The organism is Paenibacillus sp. Z6-24 (assembly GCF_054161335.1).
In genome coordinates this window covers 652,881-679,554 of record NZ_CP096398.1, presented here as the reverse complement: position 1 = coordinate 679,554, position 26,674 = coordinate 652,881, and the positions used below count along the sequence as shown (strand labels likewise).

26 protein-coding genes are annotated in these 26,674 nt (G+C 43.5%); all 26 read right to left on the bottom strand.

Translation table 11 applies throughout. From position 1 onward, the window contains the following. Nucleotides 1-6: 6 nt before the first annotated feature. The 26 genes from M1D61_RS02960 to M1D61_RS02835 all read right to left on the bottom strand — a co-directional run bounded on the left by M1D61_RS02960 (nucleotide 7) and on the right by M1D61_RS02835 (nucleotide 26,342). A complete protein-coding gene (locus tag M1D61_RS02960; RefSeq protein ID WP_458121129.1) occupies nucleotides 7-1,152 on the bottom strand; it encodes a DegT/DnrJ/EryC1/StrS family aminotransferase in 1,146 nt (381 codons plus the stop codon). A 13-nt stretch (nucleotides 1,153-1,165) separates the two neighbouring features. After that, entirely contained in the window at nucleotides 1,166-1,792 is a 627-nt protein-coding gene (locus tag M1D61_RS02955) for an acetyltransferase (protein ID WP_458121128.1), read from the bottom strand. 16 nt (nucleotides 1,793-1,808) lie between these two features. Further along, nucleotides 1,809-2,948: a UDP-N-acetylglucosamine 2-epimerase gene (gene neuC / locus M1D61_RS02950; RefSeq protein ID WP_458121127.1), complete on the bottom strand. Its 1,140-nt coding sequence runs from the start codon at nucleotides 2,946-2,948 to the stop codon at nucleotides 1,809-1,811. Continuing rightward, the gene (neuB, locus tag M1D61_RS02945; RefSeq protein ID WP_458121126.1) at nucleotides 2,945-3,979 is read right to left on the bottom strand and encodes an N-acetylneuraminate synthase; all 1,035 of its coding nucleotides are present in this window, start codon (nucleotides 3,977-3,979) and stop codon (nucleotides 2,945-2,947) included. Before neuB ends, neuC begins: the two co-directional genes overlap by 4 nt. Nucleotides 3,980-4,031: 52 nt before the next feature. Further along, nucleotides 4,032-4,736: an acylneuraminate cytidylyltransferase family protein gene (locus M1D61_RS02940; protein ID WP_458121125.1), complete on the bottom strand. Its 705-nt coding sequence runs from the start codon at nucleotides 4,734-4,736 to the stop codon at nucleotides 4,032-4,034. Beyond that, nucleotides 4,733-5,755 (bottom strand): UDP-N-acetylglucosamine 4,6-dehydratase family protein, encoded by a 1,023-nt coding sequence (locus M1D61_RS02935; RefSeq protein ID WP_046216412.1) that lies wholly within the window; start codon nucleotides 5,753-5,755, stop codon nucleotides 4,733-4,735. The genes M1D61_RS02940 and M1D61_RS02935 overlap by 4 nt, the downstream gene beginning before the upstream one ends. A 68-nt stretch (nucleotides 5,756-5,823) precedes the next feature. Next, the gene (locus tag M1D61_RS02930) at nucleotides 5,824-7,632 is read right to left on the bottom strand and encodes a motility associated factor glycosyltransferase family protein (protein WP_458121124.1); all 1,809 of its coding nucleotides are present in this window, start codon (nucleotides 7,630-7,632) and stop codon (nucleotides 5,824-5,826) included. A 148-nt stretch (nucleotides 7,633-7,780) separates the two neighbouring features. After that, a complete protein-coding gene (locus M1D61_RS02925) occupies nucleotides 7,781-8,125 on the bottom strand; it encodes a hypothetical protein (RefSeq protein ID WP_458121123.1) in 345 nt (114 codons plus the stop codon). Next, the gene (gene fliS / locus M1D61_RS02920) at nucleotides 8,125-8,508 is read right to left on the bottom strand and encodes a flagellar export chaperone FliS (RefSeq protein ID WP_046216409.1); all 384 of its coding nucleotides are present in this window, start codon (nucleotides 8,506-8,508) and stop codon (nucleotides 8,125-8,127) included. The genes M1D61_RS02925 and fliS overlap by 1 nt, the downstream gene beginning before the upstream one ends. A gap of 21 nt (nucleotides 8,509-8,529) precedes the next feature. After that, the gene (gene fliD / locus M1D61_RS02915; protein ID WP_458121122.1) at nucleotides 8,530-10,005 is read right to left on the bottom strand and encodes a flagellar filament capping protein FliD; all 1,476 of its coding nucleotides are present in this window, start codon (nucleotides 10,003-10,005) and stop codon (nucleotides 8,530-8,532) included. A 12-nt stretch (nucleotides 10,006-10,017) separates the two neighbouring features. Continuing rightward, entirely contained in the window at nucleotides 10,018-10,395 is a 378-nt protein-coding gene (locus M1D61_RS02910; RefSeq protein ID WP_458121121.1) for a flagellar protein FlaG, read from the bottom strand. A gap of 179 nt (nucleotides 10,396-10,574) precedes the next feature. After that, on the bottom strand, nucleotides 10,575-11,342 hold the full coding sequence (locus M1D61_RS02905; protein WP_458121120.1) for a flagellin N-terminal helical domain-containing protein: 768 nt from the start codon (nucleotides 11,340-11,342) through the stop codon (nucleotides 10,575-10,577). A 237-nt stretch (nucleotides 11,343-11,579) separates the two neighbouring features. Continuing rightward, a complete protein-coding gene (locus M1D61_RS02900) occupies nucleotides 11,580-12,347 on the bottom strand; it encodes a flagellin N-terminal helical domain-containing protein (RefSeq protein ID WP_458121119.1) in 768 nt (255 codons plus the stop codon). Between the two features lie 283 nt (nucleotides 12,348-12,630). Next, the gene (locus M1D61_RS02895) at nucleotides 12,631-13,398 is read right to left on the bottom strand and encodes a flagellin N-terminal helical domain-containing protein (RefSeq protein ID WP_458121118.1); all 768 of its coding nucleotides are present in this window, start codon (nucleotides 13,396-13,398) and stop codon (nucleotides 12,631-12,633) included. A 175-nt stretch (nucleotides 13,399-13,573) separates the two neighbouring features. Next, nucleotides 13,574-13,801, bottom strand: coding sequence for a carbon storage regulator CsrA (gene csrA, locus M1D61_RS02890; RefSeq protein WP_046212870.1), 228 nt, complete (start codon nucleotides 13,799-13,801; stop codon nucleotides 13,574-13,576). A 5-nt stretch (nucleotides 13,802-13,806) separates the two neighbouring features. Next, the gene (gene fliW, locus M1D61_RS02885; protein ID WP_458121117.1) at nucleotides 13,807-14,241 is read right to left on the bottom strand and encodes a flagellar assembly protein FliW; all 435 of its coding nucleotides are present in this window, start codon (nucleotides 14,239-14,241) and stop codon (nucleotides 13,807-13,809) included. Between the two features lie 101 nt (nucleotides 14,242-14,342). After that, nucleotides 14,343-15,251: a flagellar hook-associated protein FlgL gene (flgL, locus tag M1D61_RS02880; RefSeq protein WP_458121116.1), complete on the bottom strand. Its 909-nt coding sequence runs from the start codon at nucleotides 15,249-15,251 to the stop codon at nucleotides 14,343-14,345. 19 nt (nucleotides 15,252-15,270) lie between these two features. Continuing rightward, nucleotides 15,271-16,818 carry a flagellar hook-associated protein FlgK gene (gene flgK / locus M1D61_RS02875; RefSeq protein ID WP_458121115.1) on the bottom strand — a complete coding sequence of 516 codons (1,548 nt, stop codon included), beginning with the start codon at nucleotides 16,816-16,818 and terminating at the stop codon, nucleotides 15,271-15,273. Nucleotides 16,819-16,834: 16 nt separating this feature from the next. Beyond that, nucleotides 16,835-17,341 carry a flagellar protein FlgN gene (locus M1D61_RS02870; RefSeq protein ID WP_458121114.1) on the bottom strand — a complete coding sequence of 169 codons (507 nt, stop codon included), beginning with the start codon at nucleotides 17,339-17,341 and terminating at the stop codon, nucleotides 16,835-16,837. Between the two features lie 3 nt (nucleotides 17,342-17,344). Further along, complete coding sequence (flgM, locus tag M1D61_RS02865) at nucleotides 17,345-17,632, bottom strand: flagellar biosynthesis anti-sigma factor FlgM (RefSeq protein WP_458121113.1); 288 nt, start codon at nucleotides 17,630-17,632, stop codon at nucleotides 17,345-17,347. Between the two features lie 342 nt (nucleotides 17,633-17,974). Beyond that, a complete protein-coding gene (locus tag M1D61_RS02860; RefSeq protein ID WP_458121112.1) occupies nucleotides 17,975-18,385 on the bottom strand; it encodes a TIGR03826 family flagellar region protein in 411 nt (136 codons plus the stop codon). Between the two features lie 239 nt (nucleotides 18,386-18,624). After that, entirely contained in the window at nucleotides 18,625-19,470 is an 846-nt protein-coding gene (locus tag M1D61_RS02855) for a double zinc ribbon domain-containing protein (protein WP_458121111.1), read from the bottom strand. Nucleotides 19,471-19,541: 71 nt separating this feature from the next. Continuing rightward, a complete protein-coding gene (locus M1D61_RS02850; RefSeq protein ID WP_458121110.1) occupies nucleotides 19,542-21,572 on the bottom strand; it encodes a DEAD/DEAH box helicase in 2,031 nt (676 codons plus the stop codon). Nucleotides 21,573-21,709: 137 nt separating this feature from the next. Continuing rightward, complete coding sequence (locus M1D61_RS02845; protein ID WP_017810950.1) at nucleotides 21,710-22,435, bottom strand: response regulator; 726 nt, start codon at nucleotides 22,433-22,435, stop codon at nucleotides 21,710-21,712. Between the two features lie 13 nt (nucleotides 22,436-22,448). After that, nucleotides 22,449-23,600, bottom strand: a complete 1,152-nt coding sequence (locus tag M1D61_RS02840) for a sensor histidine kinase (protein WP_046212861.1) — start codon at nucleotides 23,598-23,600, stop codon at nucleotides 22,449-22,451. Between the two features lie 60 nt (nucleotides 23,601-23,660). Beyond that, nucleotides 23,661-26,342, bottom strand: coding sequence for a stalk domain-containing protein (locus M1D61_RS02835; RefSeq protein ID WP_458121109.1), 2,682 nt, complete (start codon nucleotides 26,340-26,342; stop codon nucleotides 23,661-23,663). Nucleotides 26,343-26,674 lie beyond the last annotated feature (332 nt).

Genomic DNA, 26,674 nt, shown 5'->3' with positions numbered 1-26,674 from the left:
AATAAATTACTTGAGTACTTTTACAATCTCTTCAATACATAATTTTTGATCTTCCTCAGTCATATTGGTATCTGAGGGCAAACAAATTCCTCTTTCAAATAAGTTTCCACTTACATCCGCATTTTCCTCATGAGCATAATAACTAAACGTACTAAATAACGGTTGCATATGCAATGGCTTCCATACAGGGCGGGATTCTATATTCAGTTTTTCCAAATGTACAATAATGTCAGTAACCGAAACTGAAATATACTGGGGATCAAGTACCATAGCAGTTAACCATCGGGTAGTACTGCCCATGTCTGATTCAGGCATGAAACTTATACCCTGGATTTTGGATAGTTCTCTTTGGTAACGCAAAAATATTTCTCTTTTTTGGCTAATCCTTTCGTTCAGAACTTGCAGTTGTCCCCTACCAATTCCTGCCAACACATTACTTAACCGATAGTTATAGCCAACTTCACTATGTTGATAATGTCGTGCCTGATCCCGAGCTTGGGTTGCATAGAATCTTGCCTTTTCCAAAGCGGCAACATCATTAGATACCAGCATGCCACCACCGGAAGTCGTAATAATCTTATTGCCATTAAATGAGAAAACTCCAAATTTTCCGAAAGTACCAGTCATTTTTGTATCATATGTGGCTCCCAGCGATTCAGCAGCGTCTTCCACAATAGGCACTTCATAAGTATCACAAATGCGCTTCAATTTATGATAGTCTGCACTTTGTCCATACAAATTGACAATAACTACTGCCTTAGGCTTCTGACCTTTGGCTACATATTCTTTGATTGCTCGTTCCAGAGCTGCAGGAGACATATTCCATGTTTCAGGCTCCGAATCAATAAATACAGGTGTAGCTCCCTGATACAATATCGGGTTAGCACTTGCAACAAACGTAAAGGAAGAGCAGAAAACAATATCATTCTTTCCTACGTCCAATAAAATTAGTGCCAGATGAATGGCTGCTGTACCTGAGCTGAGCGCTACAGCTCCAGCACTCCCTACATAATCAGCAACCTCTGCTTCAAACCTATCGACATTTTTGCCCAGCGGAGCGATCCAATTTGTATCAAATGCTTCCGTAATATACTGTTGTTCCAGTCCGCTCATATGCGGAGAAGAGAGATAAATCCGGGAACGTTCAGACATTGCTGCTCACCCTTTACTCTAAATTTCTAATAATTTTTGCGGGACAGCCTACTGCCAGCACCTGATCAGGAATATCGTACACCACACAAGCAGAAGCGCCGATTATACTGTAGCATCCTACACTGACACCAGGGATTAGACTCGCTGCAATGCCAATGTGACTCCCTTTATCAATAGTGACATTGCCAGCAGTATGTACGCCTGGCGACAAATGTACGTAATCGGCAATCCGATTATCATGATCCACAGTCGCAGCAGTATTAATAATGACATGCTTACCAATAACAGTATCTGCGTTTATTACCACACGTGGCATTAGCACGCTTCCCTCTCCAATTACGGTGCCGGAACCAATAATTGCATCTGGATGAATGGCTGTGCCCCAGCGCACATTAAAACGACCTAGCTGTTCGGTAAGCATTCTACGCACACGGTTATCACCGATTGCTATCAGCCATAATGCTTCTGGATACCCGGCCAGAATCTGTGGCATCTTATTCATACCACCCAGTATGGGTATGCCCTGCCATTCACCGGTTTGATGATCATCCATTAATCCGATAATATGCCCGCCCTGTGCCCGAACAATATCAACGATCACTTTGGCATGCCCGCCAGCTCCATAGAGAATATAATCCATCTGCTGCTTGCACCCCTTAATAAGTAATCACTTTCTGGATCAGCTTTTCCGATTTGCCATAGGTTTGTAAACATTTCACTATACGGTCACTTGTACCCGGCTGTTCATATACATTCTTTTCGGAACGAACAAGCTCACGGAAAGGATTAGACAGAGCCTTCGATAAAGCCTGGCTTAGATCATCCGCCCTTGCTGCAATATCGATTACATTGGCGGAACGTTCCCTTGCTCCTTGACGGCTGCCGATATTAATGACAGGGATATGAAAGGATGCCGCTTCAATGATGCCTGACGATGAATTACCAGCCAATACTGCTGCCCCTTTTAACATGGTCAGATAATCCAGCTGCCTAAAGCTTGTGATCGGATGAAAGTTGGAATGTACCAGCATCGGTTCATATACTTGCATAATCGTTTCTGTACCAGCATCTGCATTGGGCATTACACAGACGATATCTTTTCCAGTATTCAGCAGTACTTTCAGCATACGTGCAAGTTCCAATTGATCAGCCTGTTCTGTCGTTACCGGATGATAGATGAATATAATGTATTCCTGGACCGCATCCAGTCCATATCTATGTTTTACTTCATTCAGCTCAGGCAGAACTGTATTTATCATTGTCTCAATTCTTGGTGCACCCACTACGTGAATACGCCAGTCATCTTCCCCCATACGCAGCAGACGCTGTCTGCTCCCCTCTGTTGCTGCAAGATGAATATGAGCCAGCTTACTGATTGCATGACGGACTGATTCATCAATGGTACCCGATACTTCTCCACCATGCAGATGGAATAACGGTATATTCATATGCGAAGCCGCAATTGCAGCAGCCAGCATTTCTCCGCGATCTCCCAGAATAAGTACTCGATCTGGCATAATCATTTCAAAAGCCTGCGTCATTCCCATCAAAGCAAGCCCTACAGATTTTGCCATATTTGCATGAGTAGATCCTTGCAGTAAACAATCCACCTGTGCAGCAATCGTAAATCCATCTTTCCGGATATGATCAATTGTATAGCCGTACTGTGGGGACAAATGCATCCCGGTCACCAGGAGATTCAGCTCCATATTTTCTGTTTGTTCAATCGCTTTGAGAATAGGGTAATAAATGCCATAATCCGCCCGGGTCCCTGTGATAACAAGTATTTTGATCATTGGATATCTTCCCAGGTCAGCATTTGGTCTTGTTTCAGATTTCTGGTCAATGTCTTACCAATAAATTGACTATAAAATTTCGGTTCAATTCCCGTTCCTGGACGCTTTACCGATATATCGGCTTCGGTCAGTATGTCTCCAGCATGCTTATCTACTGTCAGCACCAAACTTTTACGCGCCACAGCTTTGGTGTTTTTTTCTGACGGCATGCAGCGTTTTACTCCGTCTCCAAGCGCTTGTTCAATACCGCGTACAGCTTTTACGAGTGCAGCAAACTGTTTTGGTTCCAGAGAAGCCTTATGATCAGGTCCAGGCAGATTGCGATCCAGTGTAAAATGCTTCTCGATCACACGTGCACCCAGTGCTACCGCTGCTACTGTCACTTCAATTCCTTCCGTATGGTCAGAGTATCCGATGATTTTTCCATAAGTGTACGCCATAGTACGAATAGCTCTCAAATTAACATCTTCCAACGGCGCTGGATAATCAGAAGTACAATGCAGCAGAATCACCGGACAGTTCTCAAGTGCTGTCAGTGGCTCACGAATTTCATCTAGTTCAGACATTCCAGTCGACAGCAGAACCGGCCGCCGATATTGATTAATTTTTTGCAGAAACGGGATGTTATTCATATCACCTGATCCGATTTTAAACGCATCAACTTTAATAGAGTCAAGAAATTCAGCGCTCTCATCATCAAATGGAGTGGACATGAAATCAATTGACTTCTCTGCACAATAATCTTTTAACGTTACAAAGTCCTCAAAACGCAATTCCAGTTTTTTGAGCATGTCCAACTGGCTTTCCGTGGAGGCTGTATTTTTATTCTGGTAATCCGCTTTTTGCGCCTGTTGAGTGACCAGCTTTTCACTTTTAAAAGTCTGGAACTTAACAGCGTTGGCTCCGCATGCAACCGCCGCATCTATGCATTGCATAGCCCGCTCCAGAGAGCCATTATGATTTACACCTATCTCGGCAATAATATAGATTGGAGTACGTTCATCCGAAAAAAGGCTGCTTACTGACATCATTACACCTCCGTATTAGTAAACTAAAATACATCTCCCGAGTAGAATAATGAATTTAATTATTGTATTCGTCCCAGATCAACTGAGCAAATTTCAGATCCAGCTCATTATCAATATCAATCGAACGTTCCTTTGGCATAACATAACCGCAATTATGCTCGCCAACAATACGATACCGATCCATCAACAAGCTGCGATTCATAATATAAATGGCTCCATTCAGTACATAAATGTCCTCAAGTTCCTGTCTGCGCAAATGAGAAGATTCCTCTTTCAAATAAGGTTTTAACTGTTCATTCGTGAACGTCCGCAGCAAGTAAGGATGAGTATGAGAAGAAGTTACACTTTGCAGGGAATCTGCCTGATGACTCTGAAAAATGGAAAAAGCCTGTTCAATATCTTTTGTTGTACGAAGTGGTGAAGTCGGCTGCAGCAGCATAATATATTCAAAGGAGCGCTGCTGCTCCTGTTCATAATAATGAACCGCATGAATAAGTACATCGATGCTTTTGGCTTCATCTGTAGCGAGTTCCGCCGGACGTATAAAAGGAACCGCAGCGCCTGCATGAAGGGATACTTCTGCAATTTTAGTACTATCTGTCGATACAACCACTTCTGCCACACATTCACTGTTTAGAGCAGCTTCGATTGTATGCTGAATCATCGGTTTGCCACCCAGCATTGCAACGTTCTTACCTGGCAATCCTTTGGATCCGCCTCGTGCAGGAATGATAGCCAGACATCCTGCTTCTCGAATCATATTAGCATTCCTTTCTCAAATCCCAAATTATTTCTTTCAATCAATTCACGGATTTCCGGCATAAATAATTGGGGAGCAGTATGGGACGAATATTCCTGATGCTTGGCTTTACTGAATCCTTCATATACCTGATTGACCGGATTGAATGGAGAGGGAATTAGATACATGCTTTCACTTTCCAGCGCACGTTCTGATTCATCCAGCGTCATAAGCTCTTCATACAGCTTTTCTCCTGGACGGATACCGGATTCTATAACTTTACCAGCATACGGGCGCCGGGCTGCTTTTTCATAAGATTCAATCAGACACTGTGCCAGATCTGAGATTTTAAGAATCGGCATTTTGAGCACAAATACTTCTCCCCCCTGCGAATACTGGGCTGCATCGATAACCAGCTGGGCTGCTTGAGGAATGGACATCATAAAACGGGTCATCTCTTTGTGAGTGATGGTCAATGGCTGTCCTTTGGCAATCTGATCACGAAACAGTGGAATTACAGATCCACGCGAACCCATAACATTGCCGAAGCGTACACATGCAAATACAGTGCCCCGACTTCCTTTATACAGGTTGGCTGCAGAAATCAGCTTCTCAGAAAGGAGCTTGGTCGCTCCCATCGTATTGGTAGGATTAACAACCTTATCCGTACTGATCGCTATAACTTTTTCAACATGGTTTTCAATCGCACTTTCAATAATGTTTTGGACACCCATCACATTTGTTTTAACAGCTTCCATCGGATTGTACTCACAGGCAGGTACATGTTTGAGAGCAGCTGCATGGAAGATATAGTTCACATCCTCCATCGCATAATTCAACCGTTTCTGATCACGAATATCTCCAATCAGATAGCGAACATTATCGTATTCTTTTAATTCATGCTGCAAAGCAAACTGCTTGCTTTCATCCCTGCTGTAAATCCGTACAGCTTTCGGGCGGTGAGAGAGAATATTTCTAACAATCTCACTCCCGATAGATCCTGTACCTCCTGTAATAAGCACTACTTTATCCTTGAACATAGGCTACCTCCGTGGGACCGTATTTTACATGGCTATGAATCTGAGTAGGTTTATAATAAAAAATATACTTACCCGATCTCCATATTGGAATTCATAATATGATCAATACGGGAAATTGACTCGAGCACCATTTTTTCCATCGTTGGAATTATATTGGTGATATCCTTTAATAACTTGCCCAGATGTTCATGAATCAAATCGGCTTTTTTCGTTATAGTCTGCTCTGTTACAACACTTGGTAGCACCTGATCAAAGCGGGCCACCTCCAAAGGAATAATCGTCTCCAACACCGGTGCGAACCAAGGACGATTCGCAATGATTCCCCATAATCTTTCGACTTCCTCAATCGTTTTTTGCGCTTTAACCGGCTTGGTACGACTGAGTTCACGCACTTTGCCCAGCTGTTTTTCGACCAACTTTACTTCCATTTGGACCTGGGTAAGATCATACACATAATTTTCCATACGCTGCTTTAATTGCTCCGCATGCTCCATATTGACCTGATGGTTATTTTCTTTCAACCAATTGGAGATTACATTCGGATCTACCGACTCCTGTTTTAACTCTTCATAAAAAGTATCAATCGGCTGGAAAGGAGCCCCTTCAATCGCTGCGCCATGACGAGTTGTATTTACAAACTGGATTTCCGGCAAGGATGCAATCAGACCTTCCAATGCGTCTTTCATAAATAAGAAGCTGTCTTCTGTCGCATTGTATCCACCTTTTACATTGAGTACAGTTTGGGTTGCCCTTTGCACCTTTTGATCAGTGGTTTCACTTGCAAAGTGAGCAACTCCATCCGTATAAAACTGATTGTTAGGGAAAGATAAATCCTGCCCTGCCAGCAAAATACGCTTGGCACCCAAAATGGCTGCTACCTGTATCCCATTACCTGCTACCGTCGCAGTTGGAATCATTAATACATCTTCTTGGTTCAAACCCAGAAAATATTGAGATAACTCATCATTTTTCATAATCCCATAAATTTTTTCATCTTTTTTTCGTTCCGAAATTTCATGATAGGATGAGCTCGTATATACTAGTGGAGCACTAAGTGTCTCGGGTGTAGAAAAGATTTTGTTATTGACCGGATGTCCATCCATAATTACTGCTACATGCGGTTTGATTCCGTGTTTGACAAGCGCTTGAATGCTGGAACCTACCGCAATGACCAGAGTATGCGGATGAAGCTTACGAACCCATTCAATATCTTCCTGCAAAGAAGGACCTGATGAGACTACAATAGCCGTTGTATCTTTACAGGTATACACCATTTCCTCAATGAAAGGAGATGTTAATCCTTCAGCCAGATGATACAAATAGTTGCGTGTCCAATCTTCACGGAAAAAATGTTCTGTATGCTTGTTGGAGTAAAAGCTGCTGCGATAATCATCGAATTGTTTCCGGATTTCTTCCAATTTTCCATCTTCACTCTCTAGATACTTACGCTGAGCAACAAACACCATTTCCTGCTGCATATAACTGCATACCATATGAAACAACATTTTCAGCTGTGAACTGCCCAGCGAGAAAAAGTATAAATTGGGATGCTGCAATAATGGACGCAGATCATATTCCTGTACTGCTTTATAAAACAATCGCTCGTCCGGCTCATAGATAAACAACCAACGATCCGGATACAATTCCAATAAGTCCGCTACACTAAGTCCCCTTTCGAATCCATATACAAACACAATCTTGCATTCTCCCATTAATCCTTCAACAGCTTTAAGCCAATTATGATCCCGTTCGAACGCTTCCTTAAAATCATGATTTGAATCTATAGAAGCATTCTGCCTTTTCATTTCCATCACCTTGTTGAAAGCATGAGGAAAACGAGCCTGCAGTATCTGTGTATTTGCCTGTAAATGTGACAAAAAAATACCACCATTCTATAAAGTATTTATTACATATTATATCGGTTTGCGCATTTATGAAATGAATACTCTTATTTCACAAAATAAATAACAAAACCTCATCCTTGATCCGGATGAGGTTCTCCAAAATACAGCTGAATTTTCATGTTTACTTGCGGTGATCAACGAACAGACTATCTCCGGCATAAGCATGCTGGTAGGCATTTTGCTGTGTACGTACTGTCCCTTTGCGCTCCAGCCACTTGCCAGCCTCATCTTTGAGAAAAGTCATCCGCTGCAGAATAATTGGATCACTATCAAGCAGCGTTGCAATCTGAACACGATGTCCGTCTGTAATATCATTACGGTACCCTTCAAGCTTCTGTGTAAGAAGCTCACGCTTTGTCGCAAAGTCCTCGAACTGTTCCTCTGTCATTTCATGCAGTTGATGAAGAGCTTCTGTAGTCAGTTCATTCATCTGGTTCAGCAAAGATTGTATGATTTCAGCTGGCATTATACTTCACCAACAGCTATTTGCATTTTACTTGCTTCTACCCAGGCTTCTCTCAGTTCGGACAAATGCTCCAATACTTCACGTGCAGGTGCAGCATCTTTTTTCACATTAGCTTCAATCAGCAAGCGAAGACTGTAATCATAAATAGTAACCAGATCATTCGCAATTGGATAATCAAAGTTTAATGCAGAGACCAGTTCATGAACAATTGCCTGTGCTTTACAAAGATTGGTATTGGCTTTGCCATAATCACGTTCTTCAATACCTTCAATGCCTGCACGTACAAAGCGAATGGCTCCATCATACAGCATAATAAGCAATTTGGGTTTAGATGCCGTCTGTGCTTGAGTTTGCTGGTATTTCTGATATGGTGATTTAATCAATTTATGTCCCTCCTTGGGTTATCACATGCCCGCCAGGCTTGATGATGTGCTGTTATATTTATTAATGGCAGTTTCCATTGCAGTAAATTTCTTATAGTAATTGGTTTCCAATCGATTCAGACGGGCAGTCATATCACTAACACGACGGTCCAAACTATTCAGTTGTTCTCCGATCGTACTATTAGCGATAAAAGTGGATGTCAGATCAGAACTAACGCGTGACGTACCGGCAGTCTCTGCCATTCTTTGCAATGAAACATTACCGACTTTTTTAAGTTTAGCAATAATTCCATCCTGCTGGGTATAATTATTGGTCAGCTGGGTACTTGCATCCCGTGTACCAAAAAATTTGGATACCACATCCGGGTCCTTATCAATTGCTGCACGCAATTTATCTGCATCCAGAATCAACTTGCCTTTGGTCTCATATCCTCCTGTTGTAATACCAAGATCAGACATTGTCATTAGCAGTGGATTTCCTTGAGCATCCTTGTTACCTACGTCTACTCCCTGAACCATTGCATTACGCATGCTGGAGACTGTTTCTTGCAGTATACTGTCATTTTTGAGCATCCCGCTTTTGGCTTTGTCTGTCCACAGTTTGGCTTCCTCATCACTCATTCCAGAACGCTGTTCAGTCGTCAGCGGCGCATACTTACTGTAACGTTCTTCACTCAGCTTATTGTTGTAGGTAGACAATACATCATTGTATGCATCCACAAAAGATTGCACGTTCGCTACCAGCGCGTCAACATCCTTGACGACCTCAATATGAGTAGAAGCACCACCTGCTTTTTTTAGAGAAATTTCTACGCCATTTATAGAGAAATTATTCGACGTTTTTGTCATGGATAGACCATTAACCGTCAGCTCAGCATTAACGCCTAGATTAGAGGTGAGTTTAAATGCCGTACTTACATCGCTACTAACATTCATAGCCTGAGCACCTGTAGCTTTATTTGTTAAGGACAACCCAGATGCTTCATCATAGATCGCAGTCACACCTGTTTTGGTGTTATTGTTAATTTTATTGATAAAGGAATCAATAGTTTCTCCAGCATCAATTGTAATGCTTGCTGCTCCAATCGTTACACTGCTAGGAGCAGTCCCACCAAAAAGCGAGGAAAGTGAAGTACTGCTTGCTGTAGATGTCCAGCCACTGGAAGTGGCTGACGATGCTGTAGCCAGCTTATTGACGGTAATATCCATTACACCGCCGCTTGCAGAGGAAGCAGCTTTGGCAGTTAATGCATCCGTATTTCCAGTCACAGTAGCAGATTGCGCATTGATGGAAGCAGTACGACTAAGAGTATCCAATTTATTTTGTAAAAAGGACACCATTTTGGTACTGGATTCGCGGTAACTTTCGCGCTTCCATTGGAGCGTTTGCTGCTGCTGATTCATCTTATCAAGCGGTGCCTTTTCTGCTGTCATCAACTTTTTGACAATAGAATCAATATCCAGACCACTTGAGAATCCTGTAATTCTTGTTACCATGTGAATAGCCCCCTATACTTTCTTATCAACAATCAATCCAGTGACTTCCATAAGCTTGGCCACTGCATCCAGTACTTTTTCCGGTGGAGCTTCACGAATAATTTCCCCGGTTTCTTTATTTTTTACTTTAATCATGATGGCATGAGTTTCCTCATGAACAGACACTTCCAAAGATTTCTGAGGACCCTGAATGGCATTAATAGTTTTTTGCAATTCTTTGATAGCTTCTTCAGGATTTTTGGCAGGCAGTTGGTTAATCTGAAGCTGCGAAGCCAGCTCACTTACCAGATCAGGCTGTGGCGCCTCAGTATTATCCTTTTTGATGATTGGCACTGGCCCGGATAGCGGTACAAATCCGCCCGGTGTGCCAGAAGAGTTAATAGAACTCATTGGTTAGCCCCCTTTTATAAGGATTGGTTATGTGTAATTTATAATGGTTACGCGTATTCATCTGTTAGTATATATATCGGTCAGATCATAGCTTTTTTTAGATAATAGCTCCAAAATAAGCAAAAAGACCCTGCTGAAGGCAGGGTCTTTTACAAGATTCAACATATTTATGCAAATTATTAACGAAGCAGGGACAGTACGCCTTGTGGCGAAGAGTTTGCCTGGGACAGCATGGATTGGGAAGCTTGTACCAGAATGTTGTTCTTGGACAGTGCCACCATTTCTTTCGCCATGTCTGTATCACGGATACGGGACTCGGATGCTGTCAGGTTTTCTACTGTAGTTCCCAGGTTGTTGGAAGTGTATTCCAGACGGTTTTGCATCGCACCCAAGTTAGCACGTTGTTTTGCTACGTTTTTGATCGCGTCGCTTGTGCTAGCCAGAGTAACACCGGAAGTCATGCCTTTGAAGCCAACAGTAGAGATTCCTTTAATCGTGATTTTGAATTTATCATCATCCGCTTGGATACTGATGCTGGAAGTGATTTTGATTCCGTTGAAGTTCGTGTTGCTCATGATCGCATCAATTTGCGCGCCCAGTTGACCCAGTTCCGCTTTGATGTTCGATTTGTCGCCTGCGCTGTACGTTCCGTTTTCTTGCTGTACGCCCAGCTCTTTCATACGAGTCAGCATGGAGCTCACTTCGTTCATTGCACCCTCTGCTGTTTGTGCAAAAGAGATACCATCTTGTACGTTGCGTTGTGCTTGTTCCAGACCACGAATCTGACCACGCATTTTCTCGGAGATCGACAGACCTGCTGCATCGTCTGCTGCACGGTTAATACGCAGACCGGAAGACAACTTCTCCATATTCTTGCTTGCAGATGTGCTGTTGAGGTTCAAGTTACGCTGTGTGTTCAAAGCCTGGATATTATGGTTGATAATCATTGTTATTTCCTCCCTGAAATTGAATCATCCCACATCCATGTGGTTGATTATTTTGATTTAGCGATTGTTTGTACAAGGTCGGCCGCGCCCTTTTGCATTCTTTCGCCGTATATACTATATCGGTCATTACTCTTATTAATGTATAGTCATTGATTAATTTTATAATTTATATGTTAGTACCATATAACAAAAAGGCCCTGCCAAAACAGGAACCTTTTTGTTGCCAAGCGATTAAAATTAACGAAGCAGGGACAGTACGCCTTGTGGCGAAGAGTTTGCCTGGGATAGCATGGATTGGGAAGCTTGTACCAGAATGTTGTTCTTGGACAGTGCCACCATTTCTTTCGCCATATCTGTATCACGGATACGGGACTCGGATGCTGTCAGGTTTTCTACTGTAGTTCCCAGGTTGTTGGAAGTGTATTCCAGACGGTTTTGGATCGCACCCAAGTTAGCACGTTGTTTTGCTACATCTTTGATTGCAGCTGATGTAGCAGACAGCGTTACGCCAGAAGTCAGACCTTTAAAGCCAGCAGTAGAGATTCCTTTGATCGTGATTTTGAAGCTGTCATCATCTGCTTGTACGTTTATGCTGGAAGTGATTTTGATTCCGTTGAAGTTCGTGTTACTTACAATCGCATCAATTTGCGCGCCCAGTTGACCCAGTTCCGCTTTGATGTTCGATTTGTCGCCTGCGCTGTACGTTCCGTTTTCTTGCTGTACGCCCAGCTCTTTCATACGAGTCAGCATGGAGCTGATTTCGTTCATTGCACCCTCTGCTGTTTGTGCAAAAGAGATACCATCTTGTACGTTGCGTTGTGCTTGTTCCAGACCACGAATCTGACCACGCATTTTCTCGGAGATCGACAGACCTGCTGCATCGTCTGCTGCACGGTTAATACGCAGACCGGAAGACAACTTCTCCATATTCTTGCTTGCAGATGTGCTGTTGAGGTTCAAGTTACGCTGTGTGTTCAAAGCCTGGATATTATGGTTGATAATCATTGTTATTTCCTCCCTGAAATTGAATCATCCCACATCCATGTGGTTGATTGACTATTTGAGTTATATAATACTTAGCAATAAAGCTGCAAGACGGCCGTTCCTTGCAGCTCTCTTGCTCTATTATATATATCGTCCACGTAATTTAAATTGTTTATAGCATTTATTGTTTTTCCTCGAACATTTTCGCGACTTCATTTTCCTTATATCATAAATTTGTATAACAAAAAACCCCTGCCATAAATGGCAAGGGTTGAATAAGCAGATTGCAAATTGAGCTTTAAAATTAACGAAGCAGGGACAGTACGCCTTGTGGCGAAGAGTTTGCCTGGGACAGCATGGATTGGGAAGCTTGTACCAGAATGTTGTTCTTGGACAGTGCCACCATTTCTTTCGCCATGTCTGTATCACGGATACGGGACTCGGATGCTGTCAGGTTTTCTACTGTAGTTCCCAGGTTGTTGGAAGTGTATTCCAGACGGTTTTGCATCGCACCCAAGTTAGCACGTTGTTTTGCTACGTTTTTGATCGCGTCGCTTGTGCTAGCCAGAGTAACACCGGAAGTCATGCCTTTGAAGCCAGCAGTAGAGATTCCTTTAATCGTGATTTTGAATTTATCATCATCCGCTTGGATACTGATGCTGGAAGTGATTTTGATTCCGTTGAAGTTCGTGTTACTTACAATCGCATCAATTTGCGCGCCCAGTTGACCCAGTTCCGCTTTGATGTTCGATTTGTCGCCTGCGCTGTACGTTCCGTTTTCTTGCTGTACGCCCAGCTCTTTCATACGAGTCAGCATGGAGCTGATTTCGTTCATTGCACCCTCTGCTGTTTGTGCAAAAGAGATACCATCTTGTACGTTGCGTTGTGCTTGTTCCAGACCACGAATCTGACCACGCATTTTCTCGGAGATCGACAGACCTGCTGCATCGTCTGCTGCACGGTTAATACGCAGACCGGAAGACAACTTCTCCATATTCTTGCTTGCAGATGTGCTGTTGAGGTTCAAGTTACGCTGTGTGTTCAAAGCCTGGATATTATGGTTAATAATCATTGTTATTTCCTCCCTGAAATTGAATCATCCCACATCCATGTGGTTGATTGATCATTTTAGTTTTTCCTCATAGTGTTCAAAGTCCAAGTCGGCCGTCTCCTGAACTCCTGCTCACTATATATTATATCGACCATAATCCTAATTTTATTATAGATAATTAGATTTATCCTAAAATTTAATTTTTGTTTTCGGATTGCAGCCAACTTTTTAATTGAGCCGAGCTAGCTGCTGCATTCTGGTTATTTGACTGAATGGCTTCATAAATTTCCTTACGATGAATCTCTATATTTTTTGGCGCTTTAATACCTACTTTGATTGTTTCAGCATCAATCGCCAAGATCGTAATTTCAATCTGATCATTAATCATAATAGATTCGCCTTTTTTACGTGACAGTACCAGCATAAGCTTCAATCTCCTTTCAGATTAGACTGCTGCAAAGGATGACGGATCATATATGCAGGATTCTGTAGAATAATTTGTCTGGCCTGATGGTTAACCAGGTTGAATACAAGTGGTGCTACCAGATTAACCGTTCTCTTCTCCGGATCCTTATGCCAGGAAACAATATTGCGGATAACTACCTGATCCTCCGCTGTAATATCCAATTCATTTATAACTTCCTCTGGCAGTTCAATCTGATAATCAGAATGGATCTGAAAAGGATCGACAATAATAAAGCCGACTTCTGGCTGGTCTACAGCCTGTAATACGCTAAACAGATTATCATATTCAACAATTACATATTTGTTTACTTCTTGAAACCCCGGAATACCTTTTGCAAATGTAAATTCACTATCCTGCTCTACAACAGGACCGTTAGAATTGATATGTGAATCCGACATGACCCAAATTCCTCCTTGATTCAACAAAAGGCTACGGACAAACTGAGTCCATAGCCTTTTATCGTTAATTAAATTTCTAACGAATTACTTATATTGTAAATTTATTTCAGAAAATTCACAAGTGACATCTGCATAACAGACGCAGATGTCTGCAATGCCGCCTGATATACAGTTTGTGCAGTTGTTGTTCTAATCAGTGTATCCGAGATATCTGCATCTTCTACCCTTGCCTGAAGTGTAGTAACATTCAGACGGCGATCATCGAGACGATTATTGATCAAATCCACACGATTTGTCTTCGCGCCAATCTCTGCACGTGAAGTAACCATTTTATCTTTCCTGCTCTCAATGTTACTGATTTCTTTCGTGATTGCTTCATGATCACCTTTGGTCAAAGCATCATTCAGACGATCCAGTGTAGCAAATACATTGTCAGGATCTGCTTTACTGCCAAAAAACTCATTACCAGTAACATTAACGTCTATAGATACGCCTTCACTAATACCATAAGTTACTCCACCAGTATCAGTTACCACATCACTATAGGTGGGAACCGTGCTGGATAATTGGTAAGGTGGCTTGTCCAGTTCCTGACCGTTAAAAACATATTTACCATTCAATTGGCTATTACCGATATTAACCAGTTGATTTTTCAATTCTGTTATTTCACTTTGAACAGCTTTGAGTCCATCCGAATCTGTTGTGCCGGATCCGGCCTGTATAGCCAATTCTTTGATACGTGTGATTACATCACCGGCCTGCCCCATAACTGTATCCGAATAATCCAGCCAGCTTTTGGCTTCATCTGTGTTACTCAAATACTGATCATTTGCTGCAAGTTCAGCACGGTAGCGTAAAGCATACGTTGTACCTACCGGATCATCTGAAGGCTTATTAATTTTACGGCCGGAAGAAGCTTGGTCACTTAATTTATCCAGCGTCGCGCGGTTACTGTTCAGGTTACGCAGTGACTGCGAAGACATCATATTGGAAGTTATGCGAATCGCCATTATAATACTCCTTCTTAAATTAGAGTCCAACTCGTCCAGTGCCGTTAATAAGCTTATCAAGCAACTGGTCCATTGTGGTCATAAAACGTGAAGCGGCACTGTAAGCATGCTGAAATTTGATAAGATCAGCCATTTCTTCATCTTGAGAGACCCCGCTAACCGATTGTCGATTGGAATCAACCTGACTGGTTAACGTCGCTGCATTCTCTGCTTGGCGTGTAGCTTCTGCAGAATCCACGCCCAATTGCCCTACCAGACCATTAAAGAAATCTTGCACTGTTGTTGGCGTAGCACCACCAAAGTCGATTTTCGCATTTTTCAGTTCTGACATCATTAAAGCTAGACCGCCATTACCTGTTACAACTTTTTCATTTGTACCGGTACCTGTTGTGCGGAGAGAGAATGCAATATTACTGGGCGTGCTTTGAAGATCAGGATTAAGCGTAATATTGCCTGCAGTGATTGTAGCACTGCCTCCAGTTGCTGTGAAGAAGTCACCACCGGATTTGCCTGCACTATTATAACCCAATTGGTGTAACCCATTAATGCCTTTAACGGTTAAAGTCAGTTCAGATGTTAGCGTACGATTACCTGCTGCATCGGAATAAGTAACCCCATTGATTACTGTCCCTTCCGGAATTACAGAGCCTGCTGGAAGGGTGGCTGTGAATTCGCCATTAGCCAGTGTATTGGCAAGCTGATCCAACTCGGCTTTTTGTCCGGCTACATATTGATCACGAGAGTATATCAATCCATGTAACTCACCACCAGTGAGCGTACCTCCATCATAAGCAGCTTGTACTGCATCAGCAGTAAGAGCTGTTACCGTACTGCCTGTAACAAGTTGCTGACCGGCAAAATTGACTTGATAACCATCATTTAATTCAGTCACCGTAACATTACCATATTTAGACAACTGATCTACTGCATAATCGCGTTGATCACGAAGGTCATTTGCATCGTTACCTTGGGCTTCAATTTTCATAATATTCTGGTTAAGGCTGGATACGGTGGAGACGAGAGAGTTAATCGTCGACACATTCAAGCCTACACTTGAAGTCAAGTCTGTATTTAGTGCATCCAATTGTTTGCTCGTCTGATTCAAAGCATCAGTAAGAGCCAGCGTTGTTTCTTTCAGAATTTTTTGGTTGGTTGTACTTTGCGGATTGTTACTTAGGTCAGACCACGCACTCCAGAATTTATTGAGTACAGTCTGCATACCTGTCTCAGAAGGTTCGTTAATCACTTTTTCCAGCTTGGAGAGTGTATCTGCACGAACATCCCAACTTCCCAGCGAAGCATTTTCACCACGGAATTGTCCATCTAGAAATAAAGAACGAACGCGTTTAACTGCTGTGGCTTCTACACCGGTACCAATTTGGCCAGCAGAAGTTGAATTTTTAAAGGCTACTGCTTCGAGCGGGTTAGTCGCACTGGTGTGCACGACTTGTCGCGAATATCCTACTGTATTAGCATTCGCAATATTATGGGCAACAGTATTCAGCGATGTGCTTGTTGTATTAAGACTTCGTCTGGACGTTTCAATGGAATGAAATGTTGATGTCATAGGATCCTCCTAAATATTAACCTCTTGTATCAAACAATCCGGAACGAGTTGCTCCGTAGGCTTTTTCCGCCGGATGCTGGTAAGTTATATCCAACTCAGGAACAAGTGTCAACGTCTCCAATGAAAAGTCCACATAATCCAAAGCCTGCTGAATCAGCTGTTTATTCAAATCGTTGAGTTGCTGGAGATTGTGCAGCGTATTGAATAACTTGGAGCTAGCATCAAGGAGTAGTTGTTTTTCATTGGGATCAAATACCAGACGCGCCAGTTCAGTCAGGTTCAGACGCAGCTTGGATTTGATACCTCTTTCGAGCAGGAACGCATAAATTAGTTCTTCACGTTCTTGATCCAGCTGCTCGATATGTTTGGCTAACTTGGACTCCTGATTCATAATTCTAATCAGAGAACCTATATCGTTTTGAATTACTGTCTGCTTTTTGCTCTCTCCCAGTTCAATCATTTGCAGGTGGCTATCGTTTAGTTCATTTAGCTTAGCCACCAGCGGCTGCACAGTTCCACTCATTTTTTAATTCCCCGTTCCCTTTAAGAAAGGAAGTAGTTTGTCTGCAAGGGCACCAGCGTCTACTTTGTAAGTGCCTGCAGCTACTTGCTCTTTCAGACTTTGTATTTTTTGTGCACGTTCTGCATCGGCAGATGCTTGAGTTGCATTGGCTTGCAGCATTTCCATAGCTTCCGGCGAGATGGACACTTCGTCTTTACGACCTGCTTTTTTATCGTTAGTGACGGACTTGGCTTCTGCACTTCTTTGATATGGGTTAATTGCGCTTACACGTTGAGTATCGTTAATTTTCATGGTTTTTTACACACTCCTTAGTAAATTTGAGAAAGAGTTCCTACTTCTTACCGTCTATTGTACCCGCAAGAGGGACTGTCTTTTTAAAATAGGAAGTCCTTCAGAGGATACCAGGAAAGTTGGGTGATATCCAAATTGCTTCATTTCCTGGTATCATGAGGCAACCGATTGTTCTTACTAAGATTATCGACGAGTTTAGCTACAAATTTTATAGTCTTAAAGTGGCTAATTATGAAGTGTTTTTTTTCGCTGCTTAAGTCCTAAAGCTGCGTAGCTACGCAAGTTTCAGCCCTCTTATAGTACTAGGAAATGTCGTTATTTGACTAGGAATAGGAACAATTCCTAGTTATTGCGGTATTTGTCGACAATACGGTAGGCACCATGACTATTACTGCCCGATTCTTTGGCAGCTTCATCATCCTGATAGGCATTGCGAATATCCTTGGTGAGACGAGTACGACATGGCTCACACATATTGTTCTCACGAATAACCGTTCCGCATACCTCACAGGCATATCCCATATTCGGCGCATTCGCAATCGAGATGCGTCCTTCTCGGATAAATGTTGTAATCTGCTTAATGGATACATCCACAGCTTCAGATAAATCGGTAATCGTTGTTCCTTTGTGCTCGCGCAGATACTGGTTGCACCGTTCGTACTGTTGATCGATATTCTTGATACAATTTCCACACATTCCTCTAAGATTGGCCACGTATAATTTACCGCAATGCGGGCAGTTTGCTAAGTTCATTTGTATTCGCCTCCTGAAATGTATACCATCTATATGATTAAGCTTAACAATTAAAATGTTTGTCTATACTTATATCGTATAATGGAGGCTGTTTTGTTAGTAAACATATCTAAAATAAATAGTCATTTTAGCATTTTCATCTTCTGATTGCTCCGAATATGCCCATGAACCTTTATACATATAGCCCTATCTTCTTATTCTCAATTTATTTCCTATTTTTCTGTAATGCATATTACTAATCAGGAACGTGACCAGGTTAATGAACACACTTCAACTGTGATTCTGCTGCCTGCAACAGCTTGTTGCAGCGCCTGAGCACAGCTGTTAATAGTACTTCCTGTAGTATAAATATCATCTATCAGTAGAATACGGCAAAGATTTTCCCCATTCCCCGTTCCTATCGTTGAAGACGGCGAAGTATCGGAAAGAGTAGCTTCTCCCTGTAAAATGTGAAGCAGCCATTCCGGCGCCTGTGGGTGATAGGAGAATACTCCCTGTACATTTTGCATCCTGCCCCGGCGGTCCTGTGTACTCTGTTTGACGGTATGACGATTGCGGATCAGCAGCGGAAGACACGGAACCATGATCGCTTTTGCCAATTCATCGGCCATGACTCCGGCTTGATCAAATCCCCGGCTCACCAGACGATCCGGACTGGCAGGAACCCATGTAATGAGATCCGGACACCATATCTGCCGGTAAAAAGAAGTCATTTCCTGCTGCATACGGTAATATCCCTCTTTCAATATACCTCCGATGACCTCGGTGTAACCCTCATTCCCACTATATTTATATTCTGCCAGCCATCTTCTCATCTCGGTATCATATTGTACTGCACTCCGATTAAATGTGAAGTAACGATCTGCAAATGCACGACGGCGGCAATCCGGACAATCTATGGCACGTCCGCACACCTTGCATACCGACTGATAAATCCATGGAATCGCAGCAGCGCAACGGGTGCATAAACCAGATATTCTGCCGTTCATGGTTGTATGACGATGACAGGCAATACAGGCAGAGTGGTGCGGATACAGATAAGATAATACTTTCTCCCATAAGGTAGACAGCTGCTGAATAGACATATTTGGCTCCTTTCCTTGATGTGTTTATCTCTGGATAGGTTGGTCCTATACGAGTAGATCATGACTTTTATTCATCTCAAATACCCCTGCTGTTTCGCAGTTCGATTCATAAGCCTGATCTGACTCACAGCCCTCTTCTGTTCTAGCGTCCAATCCGATGAAGCAAAAAAAACACCTCCTGCCGGATCATCCATGGAGCGTCCTGCTCGACCAGCCATCTGGATAAGTGCAGCTGAATCATACAGCTTGTCATGCGCATCCATAATATATACATCGCTTCGTGGAATTGTAACACCTCGCTCCAGAATAGTCGTCGTCACCAGCAAACGAATGTGCTGCTGCCGGAAAAGACTGACTTTATCTGTACGATCGGGGTCCTGCGAGGATGTACCTTCTATATGTATATTCGGAAAATGGCTTCGGATCAGTTCAACTGCATCTTTAATCCAGGCAATACGGGGAATAAACAGAAATATTTGTGCCCCCCGATTGATGGATATATACAATTGACTTCGCAGAGCAGCCGGGATCTGCTTGCTGTGGATACACTTGGTTAGGGATGGTATTCTGAGATGTCTGGGTACAGGCAGCGGATGACGATGATAACGAACCGGCACCTTGGCATGGGCAAGGGTTCCCTGCTTTATTTCCTGCTGCAGTTCAGCAGATGGTGTGGCAGATAAATAAATGAATTTGCCATCCTCTCTGCATGCCTGAGCAGCTGCATAGCTGAGCATAGGGTTATTATGGTAGGGAAAAGCATCGAGCTCATCAATAATCACTAGCTCAAAAGCTTCATGAAACCGCATTAGCTGATGTGTTGTAGCGATCGTAAGTGCTGCTGCCCGCCACCTCTCCTCACTACCGCCATATAATACGGCAATCCCAATATCCGGAAATGCTCTGGCGATACGTGGAGCCAGCTCCAGGACCACATCTCGGCGCGGAGTTGCAATCACTGCCCTGCCACCGGTACGAATCGCATGTTCAAGTAGTGGAAACACCATTTCTGTCTTGCCTGCCCCGGTGACTGCCCAAAGTAGAAACCGCTCTCTACCGGTTGCGCCTATTTTACAGGCTCGTCGATGACTGGTTAAAAATAGCAACGCCTGATAAGCTGCTGCTGTCTGAGCTGGGCTTAGTCCCCAGCGCTGCTGGATCGTTTGGGAAGTATAGGACATTTCGCAGAATAAAAGTGAAACTGGATGACTGTGACCATTCTCTTGATCCTGCAGACTAGGAAGATTCGAGCATCCCGATTGTGCAGCCTGCTCATCGGGATGGACAGCCTGCAGCAGCAGCCCACACTCCCGGCTTCGTCCAAGAGTCAGACAGTCCTCGCAGTAACCGCACGCAGCAGAGCCACAGCTGGCACAGGCTGTATAGCGTATGCGTGTGCCTCCGCAGCGGCGGCACTGTGATGCGTTAGGACGGGACGAACGTAATCGATTAGCCAATCGCTGGTGTATCCATGTTTGCCGCTTCTGCTTATCTGCGGGATGAACCGCTGATAGCATTCGAATGTGCTGGCCGAGATAAGCGAGCTGGATGGAGCTTTTCCAACCTTTTTGTGGAGTTCCTGTCTCATGGAGCATCATAGTACATTCACTGAGCAGAAGGGAACGTCCGATTATTTTTTTGCTTATGTAAGCTGCTTCATCGGTAAGCTGTCTTTTCCACAGGAATGAGTCTGGATTGCCCGGCAGTTGATCTTCTTCCCAGCCGCTTAGTACATACTCGCCCGCAGTAGTCCAGCCTGTCTGAATATCCCAGAGTAGATGTCTCATCTGTTTGATATTTAGATGATGATATGGAATCTTAGCTGCAGAAGATAAGTTGGTGCGATACAAGTCTGCCAGAAAATTATGAATATGTTCCCACCATGCCTTCTGCTGCATAGAAGACTGATCCAATGATTGCATATGGGAACAGCACTGCAGAGCCCACCCCAGCGGTATACCGGATATTACCAGCCAGATTTGCTCAGTGAGCTGTTCCCGTTTTGCTGAAGCTGTCCACCACATAAGGTCTACCCTTAAATCGAGCGATATCTGGATCGACCAGCTTCGTTCCTCCTTTACCGTATACAAAGCCACCTGCATTTTTACTGCCTCCTGTCTGATTGAACTGTCTATCTGCTGCGCAATGATCCTGAAAGCAAAAAAAGCACACTCTCCCTTACAGGAAAGTGTGCTTCACTTGTTATATCTCTATTCGATTGGATTATTCAGCAAATGGATTACAGTGTAACCCATCCATGCTTAATGGAATTAATAACTGCCTGCGTACGATCGTCAACTTCCATCTTCTGCAAAATGCTGCTGACATGGTTTTTAACTGTTTTCTCACTGATAAACAAATATTCACCAATCATTTTGTTGCTCTTGCCTTCTGCCATCAGACGCAGAACTTCAGCTTCGCGACGGGTCAGCGGATTGTCATCACCTGCGACAAACTTAACGCCTGTCTCGCCATTGTTATTATTATCTGCCAGCGTGCCGGTCTCATTCACATACGTCATGCGGCGCAGCTGCTGAATCAGTTTGCCAGTTACTTTGGGATGAATATAGGCATGCCCTTCAACAACAGAACGAATAGCATTAACCAGAGATTCTGCTTCCATGTCTTTCAGCAGGTAACCGGATGCTCCTTTGCGCAGTGTTTCGAAGACATAGCTTTCATCATCATGAATGGAGAGAATGATAACCTTAATATCCGGGAAAAGCTCGCGAAGCTTCTCTGTAGCTTCTACCCCATTTTCAATTGGCATATTGATATCCATCAATACAACTTCAGGTGGAGTATGGTTACAAAACTCCAGCACTTGAATGCCATCTCCACATTCGCCAATAACTTCAAGATCATCCTCCATGTTAAGGATGCGCTTTAGCCCCTCGCGAAACAGTTGATGATCATCGGCCAGCAGTATTTTAATTTTTTTAGAGCCGTAATCATGGTTTTCCATTCTGTTGCCCCTTTCACTTTTCCACGTTCGTCGGAATATGAATTACAATTTTTGTTCCCTGATTTTCAGCAGATTCAATTTCCATTCTGCCGTCCAGTAATTCAACCCGCTCCCGCATACCGATTAAGCCAAAATTATTATGGTCCTTGGTACGCTGCTCTACTTTTTCCAGATTGAAGCCTTTACCGTTATCTTCCACAGTCAGCTTCACGATCTGTGCCTGGAATGTAAGAATAACTGTTACATACGTAGGCTCAGCGTGTTTGGAAGCGTTAGTAAGTGCTTCCTGAACCAGCCGATAGATAGCAGCCTCCATAGCTGAAGTGAGTCGGTATTCCTTGCCTCTCGTTTCGAAGATAGAACGAATTCGAGTTTTTTCCTCATAATCCTGCACATATTTTCGAAGAGTAGGAATAAGGCCCAGATCATCCAGTGCCATCGGTCTTAGATTAAATATTACTTTTCTCATTTCTTGTAAGCTTGAACGCACTTGTGCTTTCAAATCTACTATTTCGTCCTTAACCATCTGATATTCCTGCTTGGCAATCATTCTTTCCAAAATTTCCGTCCTAAGAACTAGATTAGCCAGCAGTTGTGCAGGCCCATCATGGATTTCCCGGGAAATTCTTTTGCGTTCATCTTCCTGAGCCAAAATGATCTTCAGACCAATCAACTGGCGGTTTTTGGCAGATTCCAGGATACGAGTGACCTGATTCAGCTCGCCGGACAGATATTCCAGTACGACCCCCATCTGCGAACCGATCGTCTCGGCCCGTTCGATGGAGCTTTCCACATTTTTAACCCGCTTCTGCAAATCGTCCCGTCTGGCTTTCAGGTACATTTCCTTTTCCCGGTATATCATCAGATCAAGCTGTAGCTGAGTCGCCTTCTCATAGGCTTGCTTGATATCCTCTTCATTATACCGCACAAAGTCGCGACTTACCTCAGTGAGTCTAATTCGGGAACTGCGATAACCGACTTCGAGCTGATCTACCTTCTCGATGGTCTCCGCTGTCTCGCGCAATACGAGTTCCAACTCCGTATTGAGAGAAAGCAGTTCTCGGCGGGAAGTATCCAGGATCTCAAAGATCTGATATTTGCTGTTTTCCATTACGTTTGTTGCGTTCTTAATGACGTGATCTATCGCATCAGCGTGGAACTCCACTTGATCTTCTCCATTTCTGTAAGTCAATTATATGATACTTTTATATCATATTATAACTTATCATGATTGGACAGTAATCGTCTTGGTTTTTTGATCCCATTTTACAGTCAGTCCAAGCTCTTCAGAAACCAATCTGAGTGGGACTAAAGTCCTTCCAGACATGACTAAAGGCGCTACACTGGAGTTTTGAAGCTTGCCGTTCATCACATATTGCTTGTCACCAACAGTCAGATCCATCAGTTCGCCTGAGCGAAGAATGGTCACTCGCTGATTTTTCTGATCCCAGTTCGCCTGTCCGCCAAAAGCGTCAATAATGTATTTTACCGGGATATAGGTAGCATTATTACGAAGCATCGGAGCCGCATCGACAGATTGGGATTTACCATTCAGTGTAGCGGTCTTTTTGCCAACTGTCATCGCCAGTGTTCCCGAAGGATTGGTAAAGCTTGCAGCCTGGGCAGCACCTGTCAGCTTGATATTGTCAATCTGGATGCTGCCGGTTGCAGAGCGCTCATCCTGTCCTTCTTCCACATTAACCAGATAGATCCGCTTCAACTTGGCTGGATAGCTGATTCCCAGTGAAGACAGATCTACATTGAGTGTTTTCCAGCCCTTCCAGTTTACGCTTTTCGCCAGATCAATATAGACGGTTTTACCGCTGGCATCTGCGACTTCAGCGCGCAGCCAGTTAAAGCTCTGATCGCCGTATACATCAACAGACATTGCTTTGGTGCCGGCATTCAGCGTTTTGCCCGCATTACCATTAAGCTGGACATAGGCATATTTTTTGCCGGTTCCATTGGTCATATCATAGGTGAGCTGCAGTACTTTGGAGTTGGCATGATCCTCCGCCCCTTGTATAATCGCTGCTGTACCGGTAACTGCACTCGGATTGCCGAGGAAGCTGACGCTGTAACCTGTATTTTCAAAGTCTTCCCATGTAGTTGTCGAACCACCACCGGTCGTAAGCACCATCATGGTGCTGAAGCCATCATAACGGGCAATAGCGTAGCCCACTGTAGTACTACTATCTACAGAATTGATCGTCAGTTGATCATTCTTGATAGTTCCTTTGAATCCGATAAATTCCCAATCCAGTGTCTCTGGCGAAATGGTCATGCCGGATCCGTTTTTCAGCTTGGCTGTTACAGGTACGGCAATCGTCGTGCCTGCTTTCAGCGTAGCTGTAGCGCTTGCTGGAGACAGGCTTTGAATGGCATCTGCTCCTACGATATTTACATTCATGCTGGTACTGATGCCATTGCTGGTAGCAATAACCTTGGCTGTACCCGAACCGGTCGCTTTGAACTCGCTGCCTGTCCATTTGATATTGCTGCTGCCTGCTTTCCAGGTAGGCTTGATATTTTCATTGTTAATCGGATTGTAGTACGTGTCATATCCGTTAGCTGTGTATTTCGCAGTCTGACCCAGCAGCAGCTGCTTCGGACCACTGATGTTGAATCCTTTGACACTGCCCTGAGGAGCTGTCGTATACACTCCCAGACCGTTTACCACGCTGCGCTGCGTTGTGCCGCCATACTCTGTCTCGAAGGTTAACTCCACTTCCTTCTCACCCAAAGGACGCGTTACGAGCGTCGTGGATCCGCCACCGTCCAGGTTGATCCCTTTCCATACTCCGATCGAGACCATAAAGGACTGCAGTTCATACAGCGACATACCTGCACTGTTATTATTATCCTGAACAGCGATAATATAAGCATAGCGTCCATTCTGAGAGTAACCTACTGCCGTACGCGCGCGGTTGCCGCCAATAGCATTAACGTTACGGGAAAAAGATGTCGTTTTCCCTTGATCCACCAGAATGGTATGACCGCCTATCATCATTTTTAGATCGGCCGGATCTACTGTTTTACCGGTAGAACGGACTTTTAACGCATAGTCGGTTGATACTTTTTGACCGACTGCCATATGCTGCTGAATATATTTGGCAGCTGTTCCATGAGCCCTTAAAATATATGCGCCTGCAGGAACAGTCTGTTTGATCCCTTTATTTAATGAAATCTGAGTAATTACTCCATCCTGTACCAGTACTTCGGTAGGCGTGGTAGAGCTGTTCGCCGGACGTTCTACTGCTTTCCAGGCATCTGTGTAAATATACAACTTATTGGTATGGCTGAAATTCTTATCCGGCTCGGTCATGTAGGAAGCCTGGTTGATACCTGCCAGATCAAACGTGGCACCATCTTCTGCTGTTACCTTGCCTTCAAAGGTGAACTGTTCGATCATTGGTGTTCCACTTTTGGTTACACCAAAAGCGTACATACCAGCTAATTGGGACGGACTGGACATTAACACTCCATCCGATGCCTGAGCTCCCATCGGGACACCTTCTGCGCTGGTATTAAAATAGTCACCATTCACGCCTGCGACAGCATTCGTTTCTTTGGCCATGCCTTCTACAGACTGACGGGTAGTAAATTTACCGCCTTGTCCGGTCATTACGTTCAGATTGACATAGGGGTTCTGCAAATCCACTTTTACCACGTCTGCGATAGCAGTCGCCGATTTGCCGGAACGAGTGGTAGTGTAACGGTATTCCAGTAATTGGGCTCCTGAAGTGATATTACTTTCACTCAACTTGGTAGTTGAAGCTGCTTCGGCCCGGTGTACAGGGAACCATGCTGCCGATGGTACACCGATCTCCAGTACAGGTTGAATCCACAACGTACCTGCAATGGTAAGTGCCATCCATTTGCGCATTGTTTTTGCTTTGCCAGTCATAATTTTGAACGCTCCTATTCCTTGGAATTCCAGGTTTTCTCTTTATCTATTCATTTTCAACAGGGATATCCTATTCATACGCCTCGGTTATCATCAAGTTTATCCATCCAATTGTCAAACGGTAAAGTTATCCTTATATCAGTTAGACTACAAAAAGGACAAAAAGTTACGGAACAATCATTACTTTATTGAAATATTGTCATCTTTTATTAGATTGACTTTATACCCTCCTGGAGATTTGTATAACACAATATCGGAATAAGATGTACCCTCAGTGATATAAGAAGCTAAATAATAGAATATTGACATTGAAAATAAAAAGCCGCCCGGCA